Source organism: Microbacterium sp. B19(2022) (assembly GCF_012030385.1).
GTDB classification, from domain to species: Bacteria; Actinomycetota; Actinomycetes; order Actinomycetales; family Microbacteriaceae; genus Microbacterium; species Microbacterium oxydans_B.
On record NZ_JAAUVO010000034.1, the window covers coordinates 1 to 16190 of the forward strand.

A 16190-nucleotide genomic window follows, 5' to 3' on the forward strand; every position below is an offset into this window, starting at 1 on the left:
GGATTTGGGGGACAGGGGTGGGTGAGGTAGTGTTATCTCAACCGAAGACCGCTGGTCATCAGGCGTGCGCAAGCACGCAAGATCGAAGCTCTGCACAGCAGGGGCCCGCGCAGGACACGAACTTCTCAAAGCTCCGTGCGCTTGCGCCGGAGCTTTTTTCTGTGCAGGTGGTCCAGGTCGGCGCCCCACCACCGTGCGGCGCCTCGTACACACCAAGGAGTGACCATGGCGCAGAAGGATGCATCGGTCGCCGAGCTCACGAAGTCATTCGAGAACTCGAACGCCGTCCTGCTGACCGAGTACCGCGGTCTGACGGTTGCCCAGCTCAAGGAGCTGCGCAACAGCATCCGTCAGGACGCTGAGTACGCCGTGGTGAAGAACACGCTGACCAAGATTGCCGCCAACAAGGCTGGCATCTCCGCGCTGGACGACGACCTCAAGGGTCCGTCGGCTGTCGCGTTCGTGCACGGTGACTTCGTCGCCACCGCCAAGGCTCTGCGTGACTTCGCCAAGGCCAACCCGCTTCTCGTGATCAAGTCCGGCATCTTCGAGGGCAACGCCCTCACCGCGGACGAGGTCAATAAGTACGCCGCGCTGGAGAGCCGTGAGGTTCTGCTGGCGAAGGCTGCGGGCATGATGAAGGCGACGATGGGCAAGGCTGCCGCCACCATCGATGCTCTTCGCGAAAAGCTGGAGACCGCAGAGGCCGCGTAAGCGACCTGCGATCTCGTCTACAAACCCCATCTATCTAGGAGATACATCATGGCTAAGCTCACCACTGAGGAGCTGCTCGAGCAGTTCGCCGGCCTGACCCTCGTCGAGCTCAACGACTTCGTCAAGGCGTTCGAGGAGAAGTTCGAGGTCACCGCTGCTGCTCCCGTCGCCGTTGCCGGTGCTGCGGGTGGCGCAGGCGCTGCTGAGGCTGAGGAAGAGAAGGACTCCTTCGACGTCATCCTCGAGGCTGCTGGCGAGAAGAAGATCCAGGTCATCAAGACCGTCCGCGAGCTCACCTCGCTGGGTCTCGGCGAGGCCAAGGCTGTCGTCGACGGTGCCCCGAAGGCTGTCCTTGAGGGCGCCAACAAGGAGACCGCCGAGAAGGCCAAGGCTGCTCTCGAAGAGGCAGGCGCAACGGTTACCCTCAAGTAATCGCGACGCTCACGCGTTTCTGATCGAAGGCCCCGGGTTCGCCCGGGGCCTTCGTGCGTCCTGGCGCTTTTCGATGCGTTCAGCGTGGCGGGGCGGTAGAGTTGCGCACCACGAGGGCGGATGCTGCCGACACATGCGCGAGCGGAGCATCCGGCCGGTCGATCCGCTGCATCAGGAGGCGCACGGCCTCGTGTCCCTGTTCGCGGGGCGATTGGCCGATCGTGGTCAGGGCGAACATGTCGGCGTGCTGATGGTCGTCGATGCCGACCACGCTGAGTTCGGTCGGCACGGCGATGCCCAGGCGGCGTGCGGCGATGATCGCGCCGATGGCCGCCTCGTCGCACACCCCGACGATCGCGGTCGGGCGGTTCCGGCGGTCGCCGAGCAGGCCGGCCGTCGCCGCATAGCCGCCCGGCATGGTGGGAGCGGCGCCGGCGACCCGCGCATGCTCCGCGAGTCCGGCGGCCTGTAGCGCGCCACGATAGCCGTCGAGTCGCCGGGCGTCGCCGAGGCTCAGCGCTTTCTCGTCGGCTGATCCCCCGACGAAGGCGATGTCGGTGTGCCCGAGTTCGATGAGGTGTTCGGTGGCGATGCGGGCGGCGGCGGCGTCGTCGATCGAGACGGCAGTGGATCCTTCGCCGTATGGGCCCACGCTCACCAGCGGGCGCCCGGTGAGCTGCAGGCGTTCGAGTTCGCGCGCGCTCGGCTGGATGCCCACCGCGATGATGCCGTCGAAGCGCCGGCCCGGCAGGACACTCTCGAGCAGCCGCTCTCGCGTCTGCGATCCTTCGGGCACCCCGTAGAGCGAGAGGTCGTAATCGAGCATCAGCAGGGACTCCTGGATCCCTGCCAGCAGCTCGGCGAAGAACCAGCGGTCGACGGGCGGCATCACGATGCCCACGGTCTGCGTCCGACCGGTGGCCAGGCTCGTCGCGGACGAGTGCGCGACGTACGACAGCTCGCGGGCGGCATCCGTGACGCGGGAACGGGTGTCCTCCGAGACATAACCGCGTCCACTCAGTGCGCGGCTCGCGGTGGCCTTCGACACCCCGGCACGCGCAGCGACGTCGGCGATCGTGCTCATCGGTCCTCCTCGACCTGATCACGCCGTTGCGTGGGTGGCGGCGCGGTCGCCGCGCCGGTGACAGCGTAGTCCTCGAAGCGATCAAAAGGAACCGGTTCCACACCGTGAGCGAGGGAGCGCTCCCATCCGCGACGTCGAAGTGTGGCGAATGGTTGTGAGCTTGTGACCCTTCCTTGTTGTGCCGGGATATCGATCGCCAGTAGGTTGGCCTGGAATCGGTTCCCTACCGATGCCGAGGGGTGGCATCGCAACAGGTGGGACCCTGTACTCGAAGAGGAGAATTCACATGGCTCTGTCACAGCGTTCACGGCGTTACGCGCCTCTCGCCCTGCTGGGGGTCGCGGGCATCGCGCTCGCCGGATGCGGGGCTCCCGGGGGGACCTCCGGAGGCGGCGGTGGTGGCGGCGGAGACAACACCGTCACGATCTACGGCACGATCGTCGAGGGCGAAGCAGAACTCCTCGCGGAATCCTGGGCGGATTTCGAGAAGGAGAACGACATCGAGATCAAGTACGAGGGCAGCCAGGACTTCGAGACGCAGCTCGGCACGCGCGCGCAGGGCGGCAACCCGCCGGACATCGCGATCTTCCCGCAGCCCGGCCTGTTCGCGGACTACGCGTCGCGCGACCTGCTGAAGCCTGCTCCGGAGGCGGTCAAGAAGAACGCTGAGGAGTACTGGACGCAGGGCTGGGTCGACTTCGGCACCTACGACGGCACGTTCTACGGCGCGCCGCTGATGGCGAGCGTCAAGGGCTGGGTCTGGTACTCGCCCACCAAGTTCGCCGAGTGGGGCGTCGAGGAGCCGACCAGCTGGGACGAGCTGCTCACGCTGACGCAGACCATCAAGGACAAGAGTGGCGCTGCCCCGTGGTGCGCCGGCTTCGAGTCCGGCGTCGCGACCGGCTGGCCGGGCACGGACTGGATCGAAGACCTCGTGCTCCGCAACGCGGGTCCTGACGTCTACGACCAGTGGGTCAAGAACGAGATCCCCTTCACCGACCCGCAGATCAAGGAGGCGTTCGACGCCACCGGTGAGATCCTGCTGAACCCGGAGTACGTCAACGCCGGCTTCGGCGACGTGCGTTCGATCAACTCCACCGCGTTCGGTGACGTGGCCGCGAAGGTCGCGAGCGGCGAGTGCGGGCTGACCCACCAGGCCTCGTTCCTGTCGGGCTTCTACCCCGAGGGAACGAACTTCGCCGAGGACGGCGATGTCTGGGCGTTCCTGACGCCGAGCCCGAACCCGGACGAGACCCTCATCACCGGTGGTGGCGAGATCGTCGGCGCGTTCAGCGACTCCGAGGCGACGCAGAAGGTGCTCGAGTACCTGTCCAGCCCCGAGTGGGCCAACAGCCGTCTCGCCCTCGGCGGCGTGACGTCGGCCAACAAGGGTGTCGACCTCGACGTGGTCGAGGACCCGATCCTGCAGGAGTCGATCAAGCTCCTCCAGGACGACTCGGTGACGTTCCGCTTCGACGGTTCGGACCAGATGCCCGGTGCTGTCGGCTCCGGCACCTTCTGGAAGGGCATCGTCGCCTGGGTCAACGGGACCTCCACCGACGAGGTGCTGACTCAGATCGAGACCGGCTGGCCTTCCAGCTGATCGGATGAGGAGGGCCGCCCCGCGGGGCGGCCCTCCTTCTCACACCCGGTCCACGCATCGCCGCGCCGACCGCTGATCAGCTCCGTCTCATGAAGGGGAATCCATGAACGCGACTGTGTTCTTCCAATGGATCGGGACACTCCCGCCGATCCTCCAGGCACTCGCCGTGGTCATCGCGTTCGCGGTGGTCGTGGTGGTGATCCTGCTGCTCGTCGACATCGCACCGCGCAAGGGTGCTCTCTACACCGGCATCCGCCTCGCGATGTGCCTGCTCATCCCGCTCGCGGTGATGTGGTTCTTCAACTCCTACTACTGGGCCATGGGAGTCGCGGTCGCCGTCGGTGCACTGTTCTTCTTCCTGGACTACCGGTCCCGCGACGGCGCGGGATACCTGATCCAGCTCGTGGCCTTCATGGCCCCGGCGATTCTGCTGCTCCTCGCCGGCCTCATCCTGCCGTCGATCCAGACCGTCTATGCGTCGTTCTGGAACTCGACGGGCAGCGACTTCGTCGGGTTCTCCAACTATCTCTGGATCTTCACCCAGTCCGACGGCGTGACCTCGGTGATCAACACGATCGTGTGGGTGCTGCTCGTCCCGACGCTCTCCACGATGATCGGCCTCGGGTACGCGGTGTTCATCGATCGGACCCGTGGGGAGAAGATCTACAAGCTGCTGGTGTTCATGCCGATGGCGATCTCGTTCGTCGGTGCCAGCATCATCTGGCGCTTCGTGTACGCCTACCGCGGCCCGGAGTTCGAGCAGATCGGTCTGCTCAACCAGATCCTGGTCTGGTTCGGTGGTGAGCCGCAGCAGTTCCTGCTGAACGGGCCCTGGAACAACCTGGCGCTCATCGTGGTGCTGATCTGGGTGCAGACCGGTTTCGCGATGGTCGTGCTCTCGGCGTCCATCAAGGGCGTGCCGGCCGAGCTGCTGGAAGCGGCGGAGCTCGACGGCGCCAACGCCTGGGAGCGTTTCAAGTCGGTGACGATCCCGTCGATCCGTCCGGCGCTCATCGTCGTGCTGACCACGATCTCGATCGCCTCGCTGAAGGTGTTCGACATCGTCCGCACGATGACCGGTGGAAACTACGGCACGTCGGTGCTGGCGAATGAGATGTACACCCAGTTCTCGAAGTTCGAGGCGGGTCGCAGTGCTGCGCTCTCCGTCATCCTGTTCATCCTGGTGCTGCCGATCGTCATCTACAACGCACGCCAGATCAAGAAGCAGCGGGAGATCCGATGACCGACACCGTGAAGACAGACACCGGCGACAGCACGCGGGCCATCACGACCGCGGGCCGGTTCGAGGCTTCGGCCGGTCGCACCCGCAAGCGTCTCAGCCGGCCCTGGGCGAGTGTCGCCGCGATCATCATCGCCGTCATCTGGACCGTTCCGACGCTCGGCCTCTTCATCTCGTCGTTCCGCGACCGGGAAGCGATCGAGACCACCGGCTGGTGGACCGTGTTCACCGACCCCCGACTGACGCTCGACAACTACGCGGCGGTGCTGCAGTCCGGCACCACGCAGCTGACGATCCTGGAGTCCTTCTTCAACTCGATCGTGATCACGATCCCGGCGACGCTCATCCCGCTGATGATCGCGGCGATGGCGGCGTATGCGTTCTCCTGGATCGAGTTCAAGGGTCGCAACGCGCTGTTCATCTTCGTGTTCGCGCTGCAGATCGTGCCGATCCAGATGGCTCTGGTGCCCCTGCTGTCGTCGTTCTCCCGAGGGATCAACCTGTTCGGTGTGCAGGTGACGGAGGGCCTCGACGTCGCCGGCGGCTATGCGCAGGTGTGGATCGCCCACACGATGTTCGCGCTGCCGCTCGCGATCTACCTGCTGCACAACTTCATGTCGGAGATCCCCGGCGAGATCATCGAGGCCGCACGCGTCGACGGCGCATCGCGCGGACAGATCTTCTTCCGCGTGGTGCTCCCGCTCACGATGCCGGCGATCGCGTCGGTCGCGATCTTCCAGTTCCTCTGGGTCTGGAACGACCTGCTCGTGGCCCTCGTGTTCGCCGACGGCGCCGCCTCTCCGATCACGAAGGTGCTCGCCGAGATCACCGGACGTGGTGAGGGCTGGTACCTGCTCACTGCGGGTGCTTTCGTCTCGATCATCGTCCCGCTCATCGTGTTCTTCGCGCTGCAGCGGTACTTCGTGCGCGGCCTGCTCGCCGGATCGACGAAGGGCTGACGCTTCGGAAGACACAGGGGGCCTTTCGTGAGAACGGATGCCGCGGGTGGGCGAAACACAGCCCCGCCCGCGGCATCCGCGCGTCTACCCTGAAGTCATGAAGTACGCAGACTCGATCGTCGACCTCGTCGGCGACACGCCCCTCGTGAAGCTCACTCACGTCACCGAGGGCGTCGCGTGCACGGTGCTCGTGAAGCTCGAGTACCTGAACCCGGGCGGGTCGTCGAAGGATCGCATCGCCGCGCGCATCATCGATGCCGCCGAGGCCTCCGGCGACCTGAAGCCCGGCGGCACGATCGTCGAACCCACCAGCGGCAACACCGGAGTGGGCCTGGCACTCGTCGCCCAGCAGCGCGGCTACAAGTGCGTGTTCGTGCTGCCCGACAAGGTGGGCGACGACAAGATCGACGTGCTGCGGGCCTACGGCGCGGAGGTCGTGGTGACGCCCACGTCGGTCGCGCCGGAAAGCCCGGAGTCGTACTACAGCGTCAGCGACCGACTCGCCCGTGAGATCCCCGGCGCGTTCAAGCCGAACCAGTACGAGAACCCCAACGGTCCGCGCAGCCACTACGAGACCACAGGGCCGGAGATCTGGCGCGACACCGAGGGGCAGGTCACGCACTTCGTGGCCGGCGTCGGCACGGGCGGCACGATCACGGGGACCGGGCGCTATCTCCGCGAGGTGTCGGAGGGGCAGGTGCGCATCGTCGGCGTCGATCCCGAGGGCAGCGTCTACAGCGGTGGCACCGGTCGTCCCTACCTCGTCGAGGGCGTCGGGGAGGATATCTGGCCGGGCGCCTACGACCCGACCGTCCCGCACGAGATCGTGGCGGTGGGCGATGCGGACTCGTTCGCCATGACAAGGCGGCTCGCCCGCGAGGAGGGCATACTCGTCGGCGGATCGAGCGGCATGGCCGTCGTCGGCGCCCTGCGCGTCGCGCGCGAACTGCCCGCAGATGCCGTGATGGTCGTCCTCCTGCCGGACGGCGGTCGCGGCTATCTCGGGAAGATCTTCAATGACGGATGGATGCGCTCCTACGGGTTCAGCGACGTGGAAGAGGGGGAGACCGTCGCCGACGTGCTCGCCGCGCGGCCGTCGCGACAGGGCGAGGGCATCCCCGACCTCGTGCACGCGCATCCGACCGACACGGTTCTCGAGGCCATCGGGATGATGACGCAGTACGACGTCTCGCAGCTGGTCGTGCTCAGCGCCGAACCGCCCGTCATGATGGGCGAGGTCGTCGGCACGGTCGACGAGAAGGGGCTGCTCGACCTGCTGTTCCGGGGCGAGGCGAGCGCGACCGATGCCGTCGGAGCGCACGTGGGGGAGCGGCTCCCGCTCATCGGCATCCATGCCTCCGTCGCCCAGGCGAAGACGGCGCTCGCCGACGCCGATGCCCTGCTGGTCACGGAAGACGGCAAGCCGCACACGGTGCTGACGCGACAGGATCTGCTCGGGTACCTCTCCCGCTGAGGCGTCGACCACTCTCCCCGCCGCGGCAACGCTCGTGGTGCACCGCGGGTAGTGTCGTCCTTGTGAAGATCGACTGGTACCTGTTCATCGGCTCGCTGTTCCTGCTTGTGTTCATCGTGACGAGGTGGGTGGACAGCTCCTTCTGGAACGGACTCGGCGTCGGCCTCGGCCTGGTCAGCCTTCTCGCGCTCGGTGTCGGCATCAGCAACCTTCGGAACAAGAAGCCGCGCGCGCAGCCGTGACGGCCGCGAGCCGCGATTGACGTTCGCGGTTGCTCTCTTCCCGTCGCCTGACCCCGGGCGTAACGGGAGGGTCTCCGCTGCGGGGGCGGTCGTAGGCTGAGGGCATGTCCGACCACGCCTTCGCCACTCGCGCCATCCATGCAGGACAAGCTCCCGACCCGACGACGGGGGCGATCATCCCGCCGATCTACCAGTCCTCCACGCACGTGCAGGACGGCATCGGCGGTTTCCGCGAGGGCTACGAATACAACCGTGCCGGCAACCCCACACGGTCGTCGCTCGAGACGCAGCTGGCCGCGCTCGAAGGCGGCGCGAGCGCACTCTCCTTCGCCTCGGGTCTTGCCGCCGAAGACGCTCTGCTGCGCGGCATCCTGAAGCCGGGCGATCACGTGCTGCTCGGCAACGACGTGTACGGCGGGACCTATCGACTGCTCACCAAGGTGCTCTCGCCGTGGGGAATCGACACGACGACGGTCGAGCTCTCGGATGTGGATGTGCTCCGCGCCGCGATCCGCCCCGAGACGAAGATCGTGTGGCTCGAGACGCCGAGCAACCCGCTGCTGAAGATCGTCGACATCGCCCTGATCGCCGAGGTCGCACACGAGTCCGGTGCGATCGTGGTCGTGGACAACACGTTCGCCTCGCCCGCGCTGCAGCAGCCCCTCGCGCTCGGCGCCGACCTGGTCGTGCACTCCACGACGAAGTACCTCGGCGGCCACTCGGACGTGCTCGGGGGCGCCGTCGTGTTCGGCGATGACCGCTTCTTCGATCAGGTGAAGTTCCAGCAGTTCGCGGTCGGTGCGGTATCCGCGCCCCTGGACGCCTGGCTCACCACGCGGGGCATCAAGACGCTCGCGCTGCGGATGCGTCAGCACTCCGAGAACGCGCAGGCGATCGCGGAGTGGGCGGCAGCGCGCCCCGAGTTCGCGCAGGTGTACTACCCCGGACTCGCGGCACACCCCGGTCACGCCATCGCCGCCTCGCAGATGAGCGCCTTCGGCGGGATGCTCTCGCTCGGGCTCGCCGCGGGCGCCGATGCCGCACGGGCCTTCGCCGAGAGCACCTCGCTGTTCCAACTGGCCGAGTCGCTGGGCGGAGTCGAATCCCTCATCGGGTACCCGCCGGACATGACCCACGCGTCGGTGCGTGGCACCGAGCTCGCCGTTCCGGAGAACGTCGTGCGGCTCTCGGTCGGCATCGAGGACATCGGCGACCTGCTCGCCGACCTCGAGCAGGGTCTGGAGCGCATCGCGCGCTGACCTGCCGCCCGGAGCCATCGCGGGGGGTGGGGTCGGGTCGGCGGTAGCATGGGTTCTTTCCCTGGCGAATCGATTCGACCAGGCACCCCGAACTCTGGAAGGACGTCGTGTCCGACGCTCCCCGCACTGACTCCATCTCCACCGCGCGACCCGACGGGTCGGAGACCGCTCCGGCCGCAGAACCGGAGCGCACCGCGACCGGCAGCATCCGCACCTCCACCGCCACCGGCGCCATCCGCACCCTCGGCGCCAACCCGGCGACAGCGCCCATCATGCTGCACCCCGGGGATGCGATCTCCCTCGGCCGTCGGACGCTGTACATCATCCTCCTCGGCGCGCTCACGGCGCTCGGGCCGTTCACGATCGACCTCTACCTCCCTGCCTTCCCGGTGCTGGAAGAAGACTTCCAGACCACGGCCGCGGCGATCCAGCTGACCCTCACCGGCACGATGATCGGCTTCGCCCTCGGGCAGCTCGTGGTCGGTCCGCTCAGCGACAAGGTCGGCCGCCGTGTGCCACTGATCGCCGTCACCGCCCTGCACGTTCTGGCCAGCGTCGGAGCGGCGTTCGCCCCGGACCTCGGTCTGCTCAGTGCCGCGCGCGTGCTCATGGGTGTGGGAGCGGCGGCCGGTGGCGTCGTGGCCATGGCCATCGTGCGCGACCTGTTCGGCGGCCGCCGCCTGGTCGTCATGCTCTCGCGTCTCGCGCTGGTGTCAGGTGTTGCCCCGGTCATCGCGCCGCTGATCGGCTCCTGGCTGCTGACTCTCATGCCCTGGCGGGGGATCTTCGTCGTCCTCGCGGCCTACGGCATCGTGATGCTGGCCTCGGCGATCCTGTTCATCCCGGAGACGTTGCCCGTCGCCCGCCGACAGGACCGCGGTGGCGCGACGATGCTGCAGCGCTATCGCTCGGTGCTCTCGGATCGGGTGTTCCTCGGTGTGCTGGTGATCGGTGGCATGACCTTCTCGGGCCTGTTCTCCTACCTCTCGGCATCGCCGTTCCTGTTCCAGGTGACGCACGGACTCGATGCGCAGCAGTACGGCCTGCTGTTCGCCGTGAACTCGCTCGGCGTCGTCGCGGGCGTCCAGACCGCCTCTCGTCTCGCCGCCCGGTTCGGACCGCAGTGGGTCATGGCCTACTCCACCGCCGTGCTGCTGCTCGCCGGAGTGGCCATCATCGTCACCGACCAGCTCGGACTCGGGCTCTGGGGAACGGTCATCCCGCTCTTCGTGTTCATGACCGCCTGCGGTTTCACGTTCCCCAACGTGCAGGTGCTGGCGCTGGATCGTCACGGGAAGGCGGCCGGCACCGCGGCCTCCATCATCGGCGCGACCAACTTCGGTGTCGCCGGGCTCATCTCACCGGTCGCGGGCTGGCTCTCCCACGACGCCGGGATCACCGCGACCACCATGGCCTCGGTCATGGTGGTCTGCGCCGCCATCGGCATCCTCTCGCTCTGGTTCGTCGTGCGTCCGCGGACCGTCGGGATGCTCAATCCCTGATCGGCAGGGCCGCGTCCCGCAGAATGGGACGATGGACAGGCGGATGCTGCTGTGGTGGGGAGTGGGCCTCCTCGCGCTCGCGACGGTGCTCGGTGCCCTGGTGGTGTTCGTCTACCCGGAGACACCCGGCTTCGACCACTGGTGGAATGAGACCGTCGCCGGCATCCGGGGCGACTGGCTGCTGCAGTTCGCGCTGGTCATGGACTGGATCGGCGGCGGGTGGGTGGCGATCCTCGGGGTGCCGCTGCTGGTGATCCTCGCCCTCGTGCTCGCGCGCCGGTGGCGCAGTGCGGTGTTCGCGGCCGTGTGCTTCGCCGCGAGCGCCGGTGCGGTGCAGCTGCTCAAGCAGCTCTTCGGAAGAGCGCGGCCGGAGGACATGCTGGTGGTGAGTGACTACGGCTCGTTCCCGTCGGGCCACACCGCGAACGCGGCGACGATCGCGCTCGTGGTCTGGGTGCTGTTCCCGCGGGTCTGGACCGCGATCCTCGGTGTGCTGTGGGTGCTGGCGATGGCACTCTCGCGCACCTTCCTGTCGGTGCACTGGGCCACCGACACGCTGGGCGGTGCGCTTGTCGGCGCCGGCGTGGTGCTCGTGCTGGCGGCGTGGCTGCTGCCGTGGGTGCAGCAGAAGAAGTCCGAGGTCGACGCGCCGATAGGCTGAGCCGGACCGTTCAGTCAGAGGAGCCTTCGTGTCGCGCATCCGTCCCTACCTCCCCACCGATCGTGCCCCGCTGTACGAGATCTGCGTGCAGACCGCCGACGCGGGGGGAGATGCGACCGGCGTCCTCTCCGACGACTCGCTGTGGGGCGACCTGTTCGCCGTTCCCTATGCCGAGCGGCATCCCGACCTCGCCTGGGTGGTCGAGAGTGACGATGAGCGCACCATCGGGTACATCGTGGCGACGGACGACACCGACGCTTTCTACACCTGGTTCCGCGACGAGTGGTGGCCCGGGCTGCAGGAGCGATACCCCAGGTCTGCGGAGCCCGCGACCCGGGAGGAGCGGATGGTCGAGTACGGGTACGAGCGAGCCCCCGGAATCGAGCCGAACGCCGCCGAGTACCCCGCCCATCTGCACATCGATCTGCTCCCCGAGACGCAGGGGCAGGGGCTGGGGCGCGGTCTCATGGAGACCCTGTTCGCCGAGCTGACCCGCCGCGGGGTGCGCGGACTGCACCTGGGGATCGACCCGAACAACGCCGGAGCGGCCGCGTTCTACGAGCGGCTCGGGATGACGCGACTGCCCGCGGCGCCCGGTGGGCAGATCTACGGCGTGCGCTTCGACGGCTGAGTGAGCCGGGGCGTATCCCGGCGCTCGCTCCTCCCCGAATTCCCGTACTGGAGAGAAACGCAAGAAGGGCCCCCGCTTGCGCGGAGACCCTTCATGCGTTTCTGGCGGTGACGGCGGGATTCGAACCCGCGGTTGCTTGCACAACACACGCTTTCCAAGCGTGCTCCTTCGGCCGCTCGGACACGTCACCAGGAACAACCTGTCCATCCTATCCGATCGGGGGAGGGCGGCGTGACAGACCCATCGCGGGCAGCCCCATCGAGACCTCGGGAATCCTGTGAGCAGAATATTGCATGTCACACGTCAGCTGTATAGCCTCAGGTGAGGACAGATCGTGCTCGATCAAGGTCCATGTCTTCTGGGGGGAACATGCAGGACAGCGCGACCACGGCATCACGGCCGAGCCACCGCACGGCCACCGCTTTCGAGCAGTACGTCAGCGGAAGGCGGGGAATCGTCGAGGGCGCCGTGTTCTTCCTCGAATCCGGAGACCACATCGAGGAGGTGCTGCGCGCGGCGGAGCCCTGCGACATCGTGATCGCCCCTGTGCGACATGCCGATCCGCGGACCATCGGATATGACGGCTCCTTCCGCGAGCCCGGCGACGAGATCACCCTCGATGGACGCCACGCCTTCGAGCTGCAGGATTACCTCGCGGCCCCGTTCCTCTCCATCGTCGGACTCACCATCGTCCGCCAGGGGTCGGCGGCGGGGCTCGCGGCCTTCCTCAGCGACGCCGACACCGCGCGAGAGTCGGGCTTCTTCGTGGATCAGCTCCTCAGCGGGTTGGTTCTCCTGGACTCGCGCATCTCGTTCGTCCGTGCGGACGAGGGCGGGGCCGACCTGGTCCGCCTGCACGTCACCGCGTCCGGCGAGTATCGAGACGGGCCCGATGGGCTCCTCCTCGGCAGCGTGGGCGATGAGCGGGCCGACGTCGAGGCGACGGCCGCGGAGAGCACCGGCCGCGGCCGGGCGTTCGCGCGGATCGTCGACCCCCGCGTGCTCGAGGCGGATCTCGACGACAGGCCCTGGCTCGCGAGGTACGTCGCCGCTCTCGACCTGCTGCGGCAGTGGGACGGTGCCCTGACACGGCCCGCCATCTCGGGTTTCGGCGGACACCTCGTCCGAGCTCTCGATGAGGGCGCCGCCGCGGCCGTCGCCTCTGAGGCGCCTTTCCTGGTGACGGGTGACGGCGAGGAGTACATCCTGGTCGATCCCGTGAGCCTCAGACGCTTCCGGCTCGGGGTCGACGCCGCGCGCGCAGCCGAGTGCCTGCTGGCGACCGGGGACGAGGCAGCGGCGTCGGTGATGCTCGCCACCGAACTCGGACGGCGCACGGAAGAAGCAGCCGAGGTGCTGCGGGACGTCCGCGGGAGGTTCGCGCAGGCGGGTCTCGATCTCGTCTCCTACGGGCGGAGCGGCGAGTGATGCGCGAGGCCACCGCGCCGCGGCCGGCACTCTGGGAGAGCCTCACACCGCCCAGCATGTGGGGGCGCCCGCAGGAGCACGCGGTCGCGGCTGCGGGCGTGCGGGTCCGCACGGCCGACGGCATCACGCGGCTCTGTGCGACGAGTGGGCTCTGGAACGTTCCGCTCGGCTACGGGAACGAGGCTGTGGCCGATGCTGTGGGGGCGGCGTTGCGGTCCGCCTCCTACCTCTCCCTCTTCCGGTCCTCGCACTCCTACGCCCAGGAGGCGGCAGAGATGCTCCTGGCGCGGGCGGGCGGTGGCTACGCGCGTGTCATCTTCGCGACCTCCGGAGCAGCGGCGAACGATCTGACGATGAAGCTCGTGCGTCAGGCGGCTACGCTGAAGGGCGCACCGCAGAAAAACCTCGTCGTCGGCACACAGGGCGGATATCACGGGCTCAGTTACGGCGCCTTCGCCCTTACCGGCGAGGCGCTGGGCCAGTCCGTGTACGGCGTGGATCGGCGGGCGGTGAGGCACGTCTCCCCGCATGACGGCGGGGCGCAGCTGCGGACGCTGTTCGCGAGAGAAGGAGATCGGATTGCCGCGCTCGTGCTCGAGCCCGTGCAGGGATCGGGGGCGATCGCCCTCGACGAGGAGTTCCTCGCGACCGTCGCCGAGATCCGGGCGACGTTCGACGTCGTACTGGTCGCCGACGAGGTCGCGACGGGGTTCGGACGCACCGGTCTGCTCTTCGCCTCGGAGCGCTGGGCCGTCGCCCCCGACGTGCTCCTGCTGTCGAAGGCACTGACGAACGGTGCGGCGGCGGCATCGGCTGTGCTCGTCTCCGCGGAACTCTGCGATGTCTTCGACAGCCGCGACGCGATGTTCGTGCATGCGGAGACGCAAGCCGGTACCCCTGCCTCCTGCGCAGCCGTCCTGGCTGCCGCGTCGGAGTTCGACCGAATGGATGCGCTCCGTCTCTCCCAGGAGCTGGGCGCGGCGCTGGACGGGACGATCGCGCGGATCGCGGCACATCCCAACGTGGTCGACACCGGCGGGATCGGCTGCTTCCGGTCCGTGGTTCTCGCGCGGGACGGACGGCCTTTCGGCGGCGGTGAGATCGCGGGAGTCGTGGCCGCGGTGCGGAAAGCAGGGGCGATCGTGCAGCCGGGGCCGGGCTGCATCCAGGTGATCCCCGCATACCTCTACGGCAGGACGGAGCTCGACGAACTCGAGACCGCGATCCTGCACGGCATCGACGACCACGAGCGCGCCGCGTGAACGCGCTGAGGGAGGCTCACAATTCGGCACGGGTGACGGCGGGAAGCGGAGCGACCTCGGCCGTCCTCTCCCGACTCTCGCTGGGCGAGCGGCCACTCGTCGTGCGCGATGCGGCCGTCGACGGGATGAGTACGTCGCTGCCACCGGGAGCCACCGAACTCCGCATCGATGCCCAGGAGGTCGACGCGGGCACGATCGCCGGAATCGTCTCCGCCGGGCACGATGCGACTGCGGTCGTGGCGCTCGGCGGAGGCACCATCCTCGACGCCGCGAAGATCGCACGGCTCCTGATCACGACACCGCGATTCGCCCTGCCGCTGCGCAGGCTGACGGCACGCAGTGGCTTCGTCCGTCTGCCCGAGGCGGACATCAACCATGACCAGGAGCCGCCCCTCGTCGCCGTCCCTACGACCATCGGTACCGGCTCTGAGGTCAGCAGCGTCGCCTGTCTCGTGACGCCGTGGGGGCGTCGCCTCCTCTTCAGCCCCGCGCTGCTTCCCGATCATGCGGTCCTCGACCCCTTGCACACCGCCAGCCTGCCTCGACTGCTGCAGATGGAGGGACTGATCGAGGTGATCCTCCGCGTGCTCGGCCCCGTGATCGGGAGCAGGGTCGATCTCGCGGCCGATCACGATGCCGAGTCGATCGTGAACGGCGCAGCGCGGATGGGCGAACGGCTCAGGCTCAGATCCCTCACGCCCGAGGAACGTCTGTTCGCGGGGCAGCTCAGCGCAGCGAGCCATCGCAGCTGGGCCCTCGTCGGGCGGGAGAGCTATGCGGCGAAGCACTGGTACCTGGCGAACGAACTGGCCTGGGTGACGGGTGCCCGGAAGATCCCGGCGACCCTGTCGATCCTGCCGACCATCTGGGGTGCCATCGCCGACGGCGACCGGCGCTGGGGCTCGACCGAGAGGCTCGCGTCAGCCTGGTCCTGGGTCCGCGCCGTCATGCCCGAGCTTCCCCTCGATATCCGCGATGGCCTCGCGACACTGTTTCAGCGCTGGGGACTGCGCACCATCGATGCGCCGAGCGCATCGATGCGTATGCAGGCATCCGAGCGGGTACGCACCTCTTGGGGTGGATCGCTGCCGGCGCTCGGGCGCATCGCCCCGGAAGCCATCGATCAGATCTTCGCGGCGTCGTTTTCGGCGGGCGCGGATCCGATCACGAAGCGACGAGAGGAGGTGACATGACATGACCACCGCACTGAACCTGCGGATCGAGGAATTGCCGACGATGGACGCCCCATCCGAGTGGACGGACTTCGTCAACGGAGTCGGCACGGGCATGGCGATCGTCGCCATCATCGCCGCTCTCACCTGAGTGGCGGACGCCCGGAACGGTACGACAGAGGAGGTGAGAACACATGGAGATCTCAAAAGATCTGCGCTTTGAAGAACTGGAGTCGATGGACACCCCCGACTTCTGGACCTGGTATGCCGCGGTGAAGATCGGCGCCGTCATCGCCATCATCGGCATCGCGACGTGATCCGCGATCGATCGCAGCAGACCTCGCCCGAAGGAGGTGAGCACATGGATCTGAGTTTCGAGGAGATCGAGGCGATGGACGCCCCCGAGCCCTGGTACATCATCGTCGGCGACATCATCATCATCATCGGCGCGGCGGTGGCCATCACCTGATGGGTGCGGGGCGTAGTCGGGTCGCCGTTCGGCAGCCATGCCCCCATCAGCTACGCCC

18 protein-coding genes and 1 tRNA gene are annotated in these 16190 nt (G+C 67.8%); 17 read left to right on the forward strand and 2 right to left on the reverse strand.

The window, feature by feature from the left end; all coding sequences use genetic code 11:
• Positions 1–225: 225 nt before the first annotated feature.
• Positions 226–714 (forward strand): 50S ribosomal protein L10, encoded by a 489-nt coding sequence (rplJ, locus tag HCX50_RS19270; RefSeq protein ID WP_029261006.1) that lies wholly within the window; start codon positions 226–228, stop codon positions 712–714.
• Positions 715–762: 48 nt separating this feature from the next.
• Positions 763–1146 (forward strand): 50S ribosomal protein L7/L12, encoded by a 384-nt coding sequence (rplL, locus tag HCX50_RS19275; RefSeq protein ID WP_091037745.1) that lies wholly within the window; start codon positions 763–765, stop codon positions 1144–1146.
• 79 nt (positions 1147–1225) lie between these two features.
• On the opposite strand, the gene HCX50_RS19280 is transcribed toward rplL, so the two are convergent.
• The gene (locus HCX50_RS19280) at positions 1226–2230 is read right to left on the reverse strand and encodes a LacI family DNA-binding transcriptional regulator (protein WP_167635423.1); all 1005 of its coding nucleotides are present in this window, start codon (positions 2228–2230) and stop codon (positions 1226–1228) included.
• Between the two features lie 286 nt (positions 2231–2516).
• Here HCX50_RS19280 and HCX50_RS19285 point away from each other — a divergent pair, with 286 nt between their 5' ends.
• The 9 genes from HCX50_RS19285 to HCX50_RS19325 all read left to right on the forward strand — a co-directional run bounded on the left by HCX50_RS19285 (position 2517) and on the right by HCX50_RS19325 (position 11801).
• Complete coding sequence (locus HCX50_RS19285) at positions 2517–3833, forward strand: ABC transporter substrate-binding protein (RefSeq protein WP_029261009.1); 1317 nt, start codon at positions 2517–2519, stop codon at positions 3831–3833.
• A 103-nt stretch (positions 3834–3936) separates the two neighbouring features.
• Entirely contained in the window at positions 3937–5076 is a 1140-nt protein-coding gene (locus tag HCX50_RS19290; RefSeq protein WP_167635424.1) for a carbohydrate ABC transporter permease, read from the forward strand.
• Positions 5073–6032, forward strand: a complete 960-nt coding sequence (locus tag HCX50_RS19295; protein WP_167635425.1) for a carbohydrate ABC transporter permease — start codon at positions 5073–5075, stop codon at positions 6030–6032. The genes HCX50_RS19290 and HCX50_RS19295 overlap by 4 nt, the downstream gene beginning before the upstream one ends.
• Before the next feature lie 97 nt (positions 6033–6129).
• Complete coding sequence (locus tag HCX50_RS19300; protein WP_091037734.1) at positions 6130–7506, forward strand: cystathionine beta-synthase; 1377 nt, start codon at positions 6130–6132, stop codon at positions 7504–7506.
• A 62-nt stretch (positions 7507–7568) separates the two neighbouring features.
• Entirely contained in the window at positions 7569–7748 is a 180-nt protein-coding gene (locus HCX50_RS19305; protein WP_167635426.1) for a hypothetical protein, read from the forward strand.
• Between the two features lie 104 nt (positions 7749–7852).
• On the forward strand, positions 7853–9007 hold the full coding sequence (locus tag HCX50_RS19310; RefSeq protein WP_167635427.1) for a cystathionine gamma-synthase: 1155 nt from the start codon (positions 7853–7855) through the stop codon (positions 9005–9007).
• Positions 9008–9114: 107 nt separating this feature from the next.
• Positions 9115–10509 carry a multidrug effflux MFS transporter gene (locus tag HCX50_RS19315; protein WP_208617707.1) on the forward strand — a complete coding sequence of 465 codons (1395 nt, stop codon included), beginning with the start codon at positions 9115–9117 and terminating at the stop codon, positions 10507–10509.
• A 31-nt stretch (positions 10510–10540) separates the two neighbouring features.
• The gene (locus tag HCX50_RS19320; protein WP_237682607.1) at positions 10541–11170 is read left to right on the forward strand and encodes a phosphatase PAP2 family protein; all 630 of its coding nucleotides are present in this window, start codon (positions 10541–10543) and stop codon (positions 11168–11170) included.
• 28 nt (positions 11171–11198) lie between these two features.
• Positions 11199–11801, forward strand: coding sequence for a GNAT family N-acetyltransferase (locus HCX50_RS19325; protein WP_167635428.1), 603 nt, complete (start codon positions 11199–11201; stop codon positions 11799–11801).
• A 102-nt stretch (positions 11802–11903) separates the two neighbouring features.
• On the opposite strand, the gene HCX50_RS19330 is transcribed toward HCX50_RS19325, so the two are convergent.
• Positions 11904–11991 (reverse strand) — tRNA-Ser (locus HCX50_RS19330).
• Positions 11992–12170: 179 nt separating this feature from the next.
• Between HCX50_RS19330 and mpaB the strand changes: the two genes are divergently transcribed.
• The 6 genes from mpaB to HCX50_RS20240 are packed head-to-tail and all read left to right on the forward strand — an operon-like array spanning position 12171 to position 16132.
• Positions 12171–13229: a daptide biosynthesis RiPP recognition protein gene (gene mpaB / locus HCX50_RS19335; RefSeq protein WP_167635429.1), complete on the forward strand. Its 1059-nt coding sequence runs from the start codon at positions 12171–12173 to the stop codon at positions 13227–13229.
• Entirely contained in the window at positions 13229–14491 is a 1263-nt protein-coding gene (gene mpaD, locus HCX50_RS19340) for a daptide-type RiPP biosynthesis aminotransferase (RefSeq protein ID WP_237682608.1), read from the forward strand. Before mpaB ends, mpaD begins: the two co-directional genes overlap by 1 nt.
• A gap of 32 nt (positions 14492–14523) precedes the next feature.
• Positions 14524–15684, forward strand: coding sequence for an iron-containing alcohol dehydrogenase (locus tag HCX50_RS19345; RefSeq protein WP_167635430.1), 1161 nt, complete (start codon positions 14524–14526; stop codon positions 15682–15684).
• A 1-nt stretch (position 15685) separates the two neighbouring features.
• Positions 15686–15814 (forward strand): daptide-type RiPP, encoded by a 129-nt coding sequence (locus HCX50_RS20120; RefSeq protein WP_272953142.1) that lies wholly within the window; start codon positions 15686–15688, stop codon positions 15812–15814.
• Between the two features lie 43 nt (positions 15815–15857).
• Complete coding sequence (locus HCX50_RS20125; protein WP_269319680.1) at positions 15858–15980, forward strand: daptide-type RiPP; 123 nt, start codon at positions 15858–15860, stop codon at positions 15978–15980.
• Positions 15981–16024: 44 nt separating this feature from the next.
• Positions 16025–16132, forward strand: a complete 108-nt coding sequence (locus tag HCX50_RS20240; RefSeq protein ID WP_308162157.1) for a daptide-type RiPP — start codon at positions 16025–16027, stop codon at positions 16130–16132.
• Positions 16133–16190: the final 58 nt, after the last annotated feature.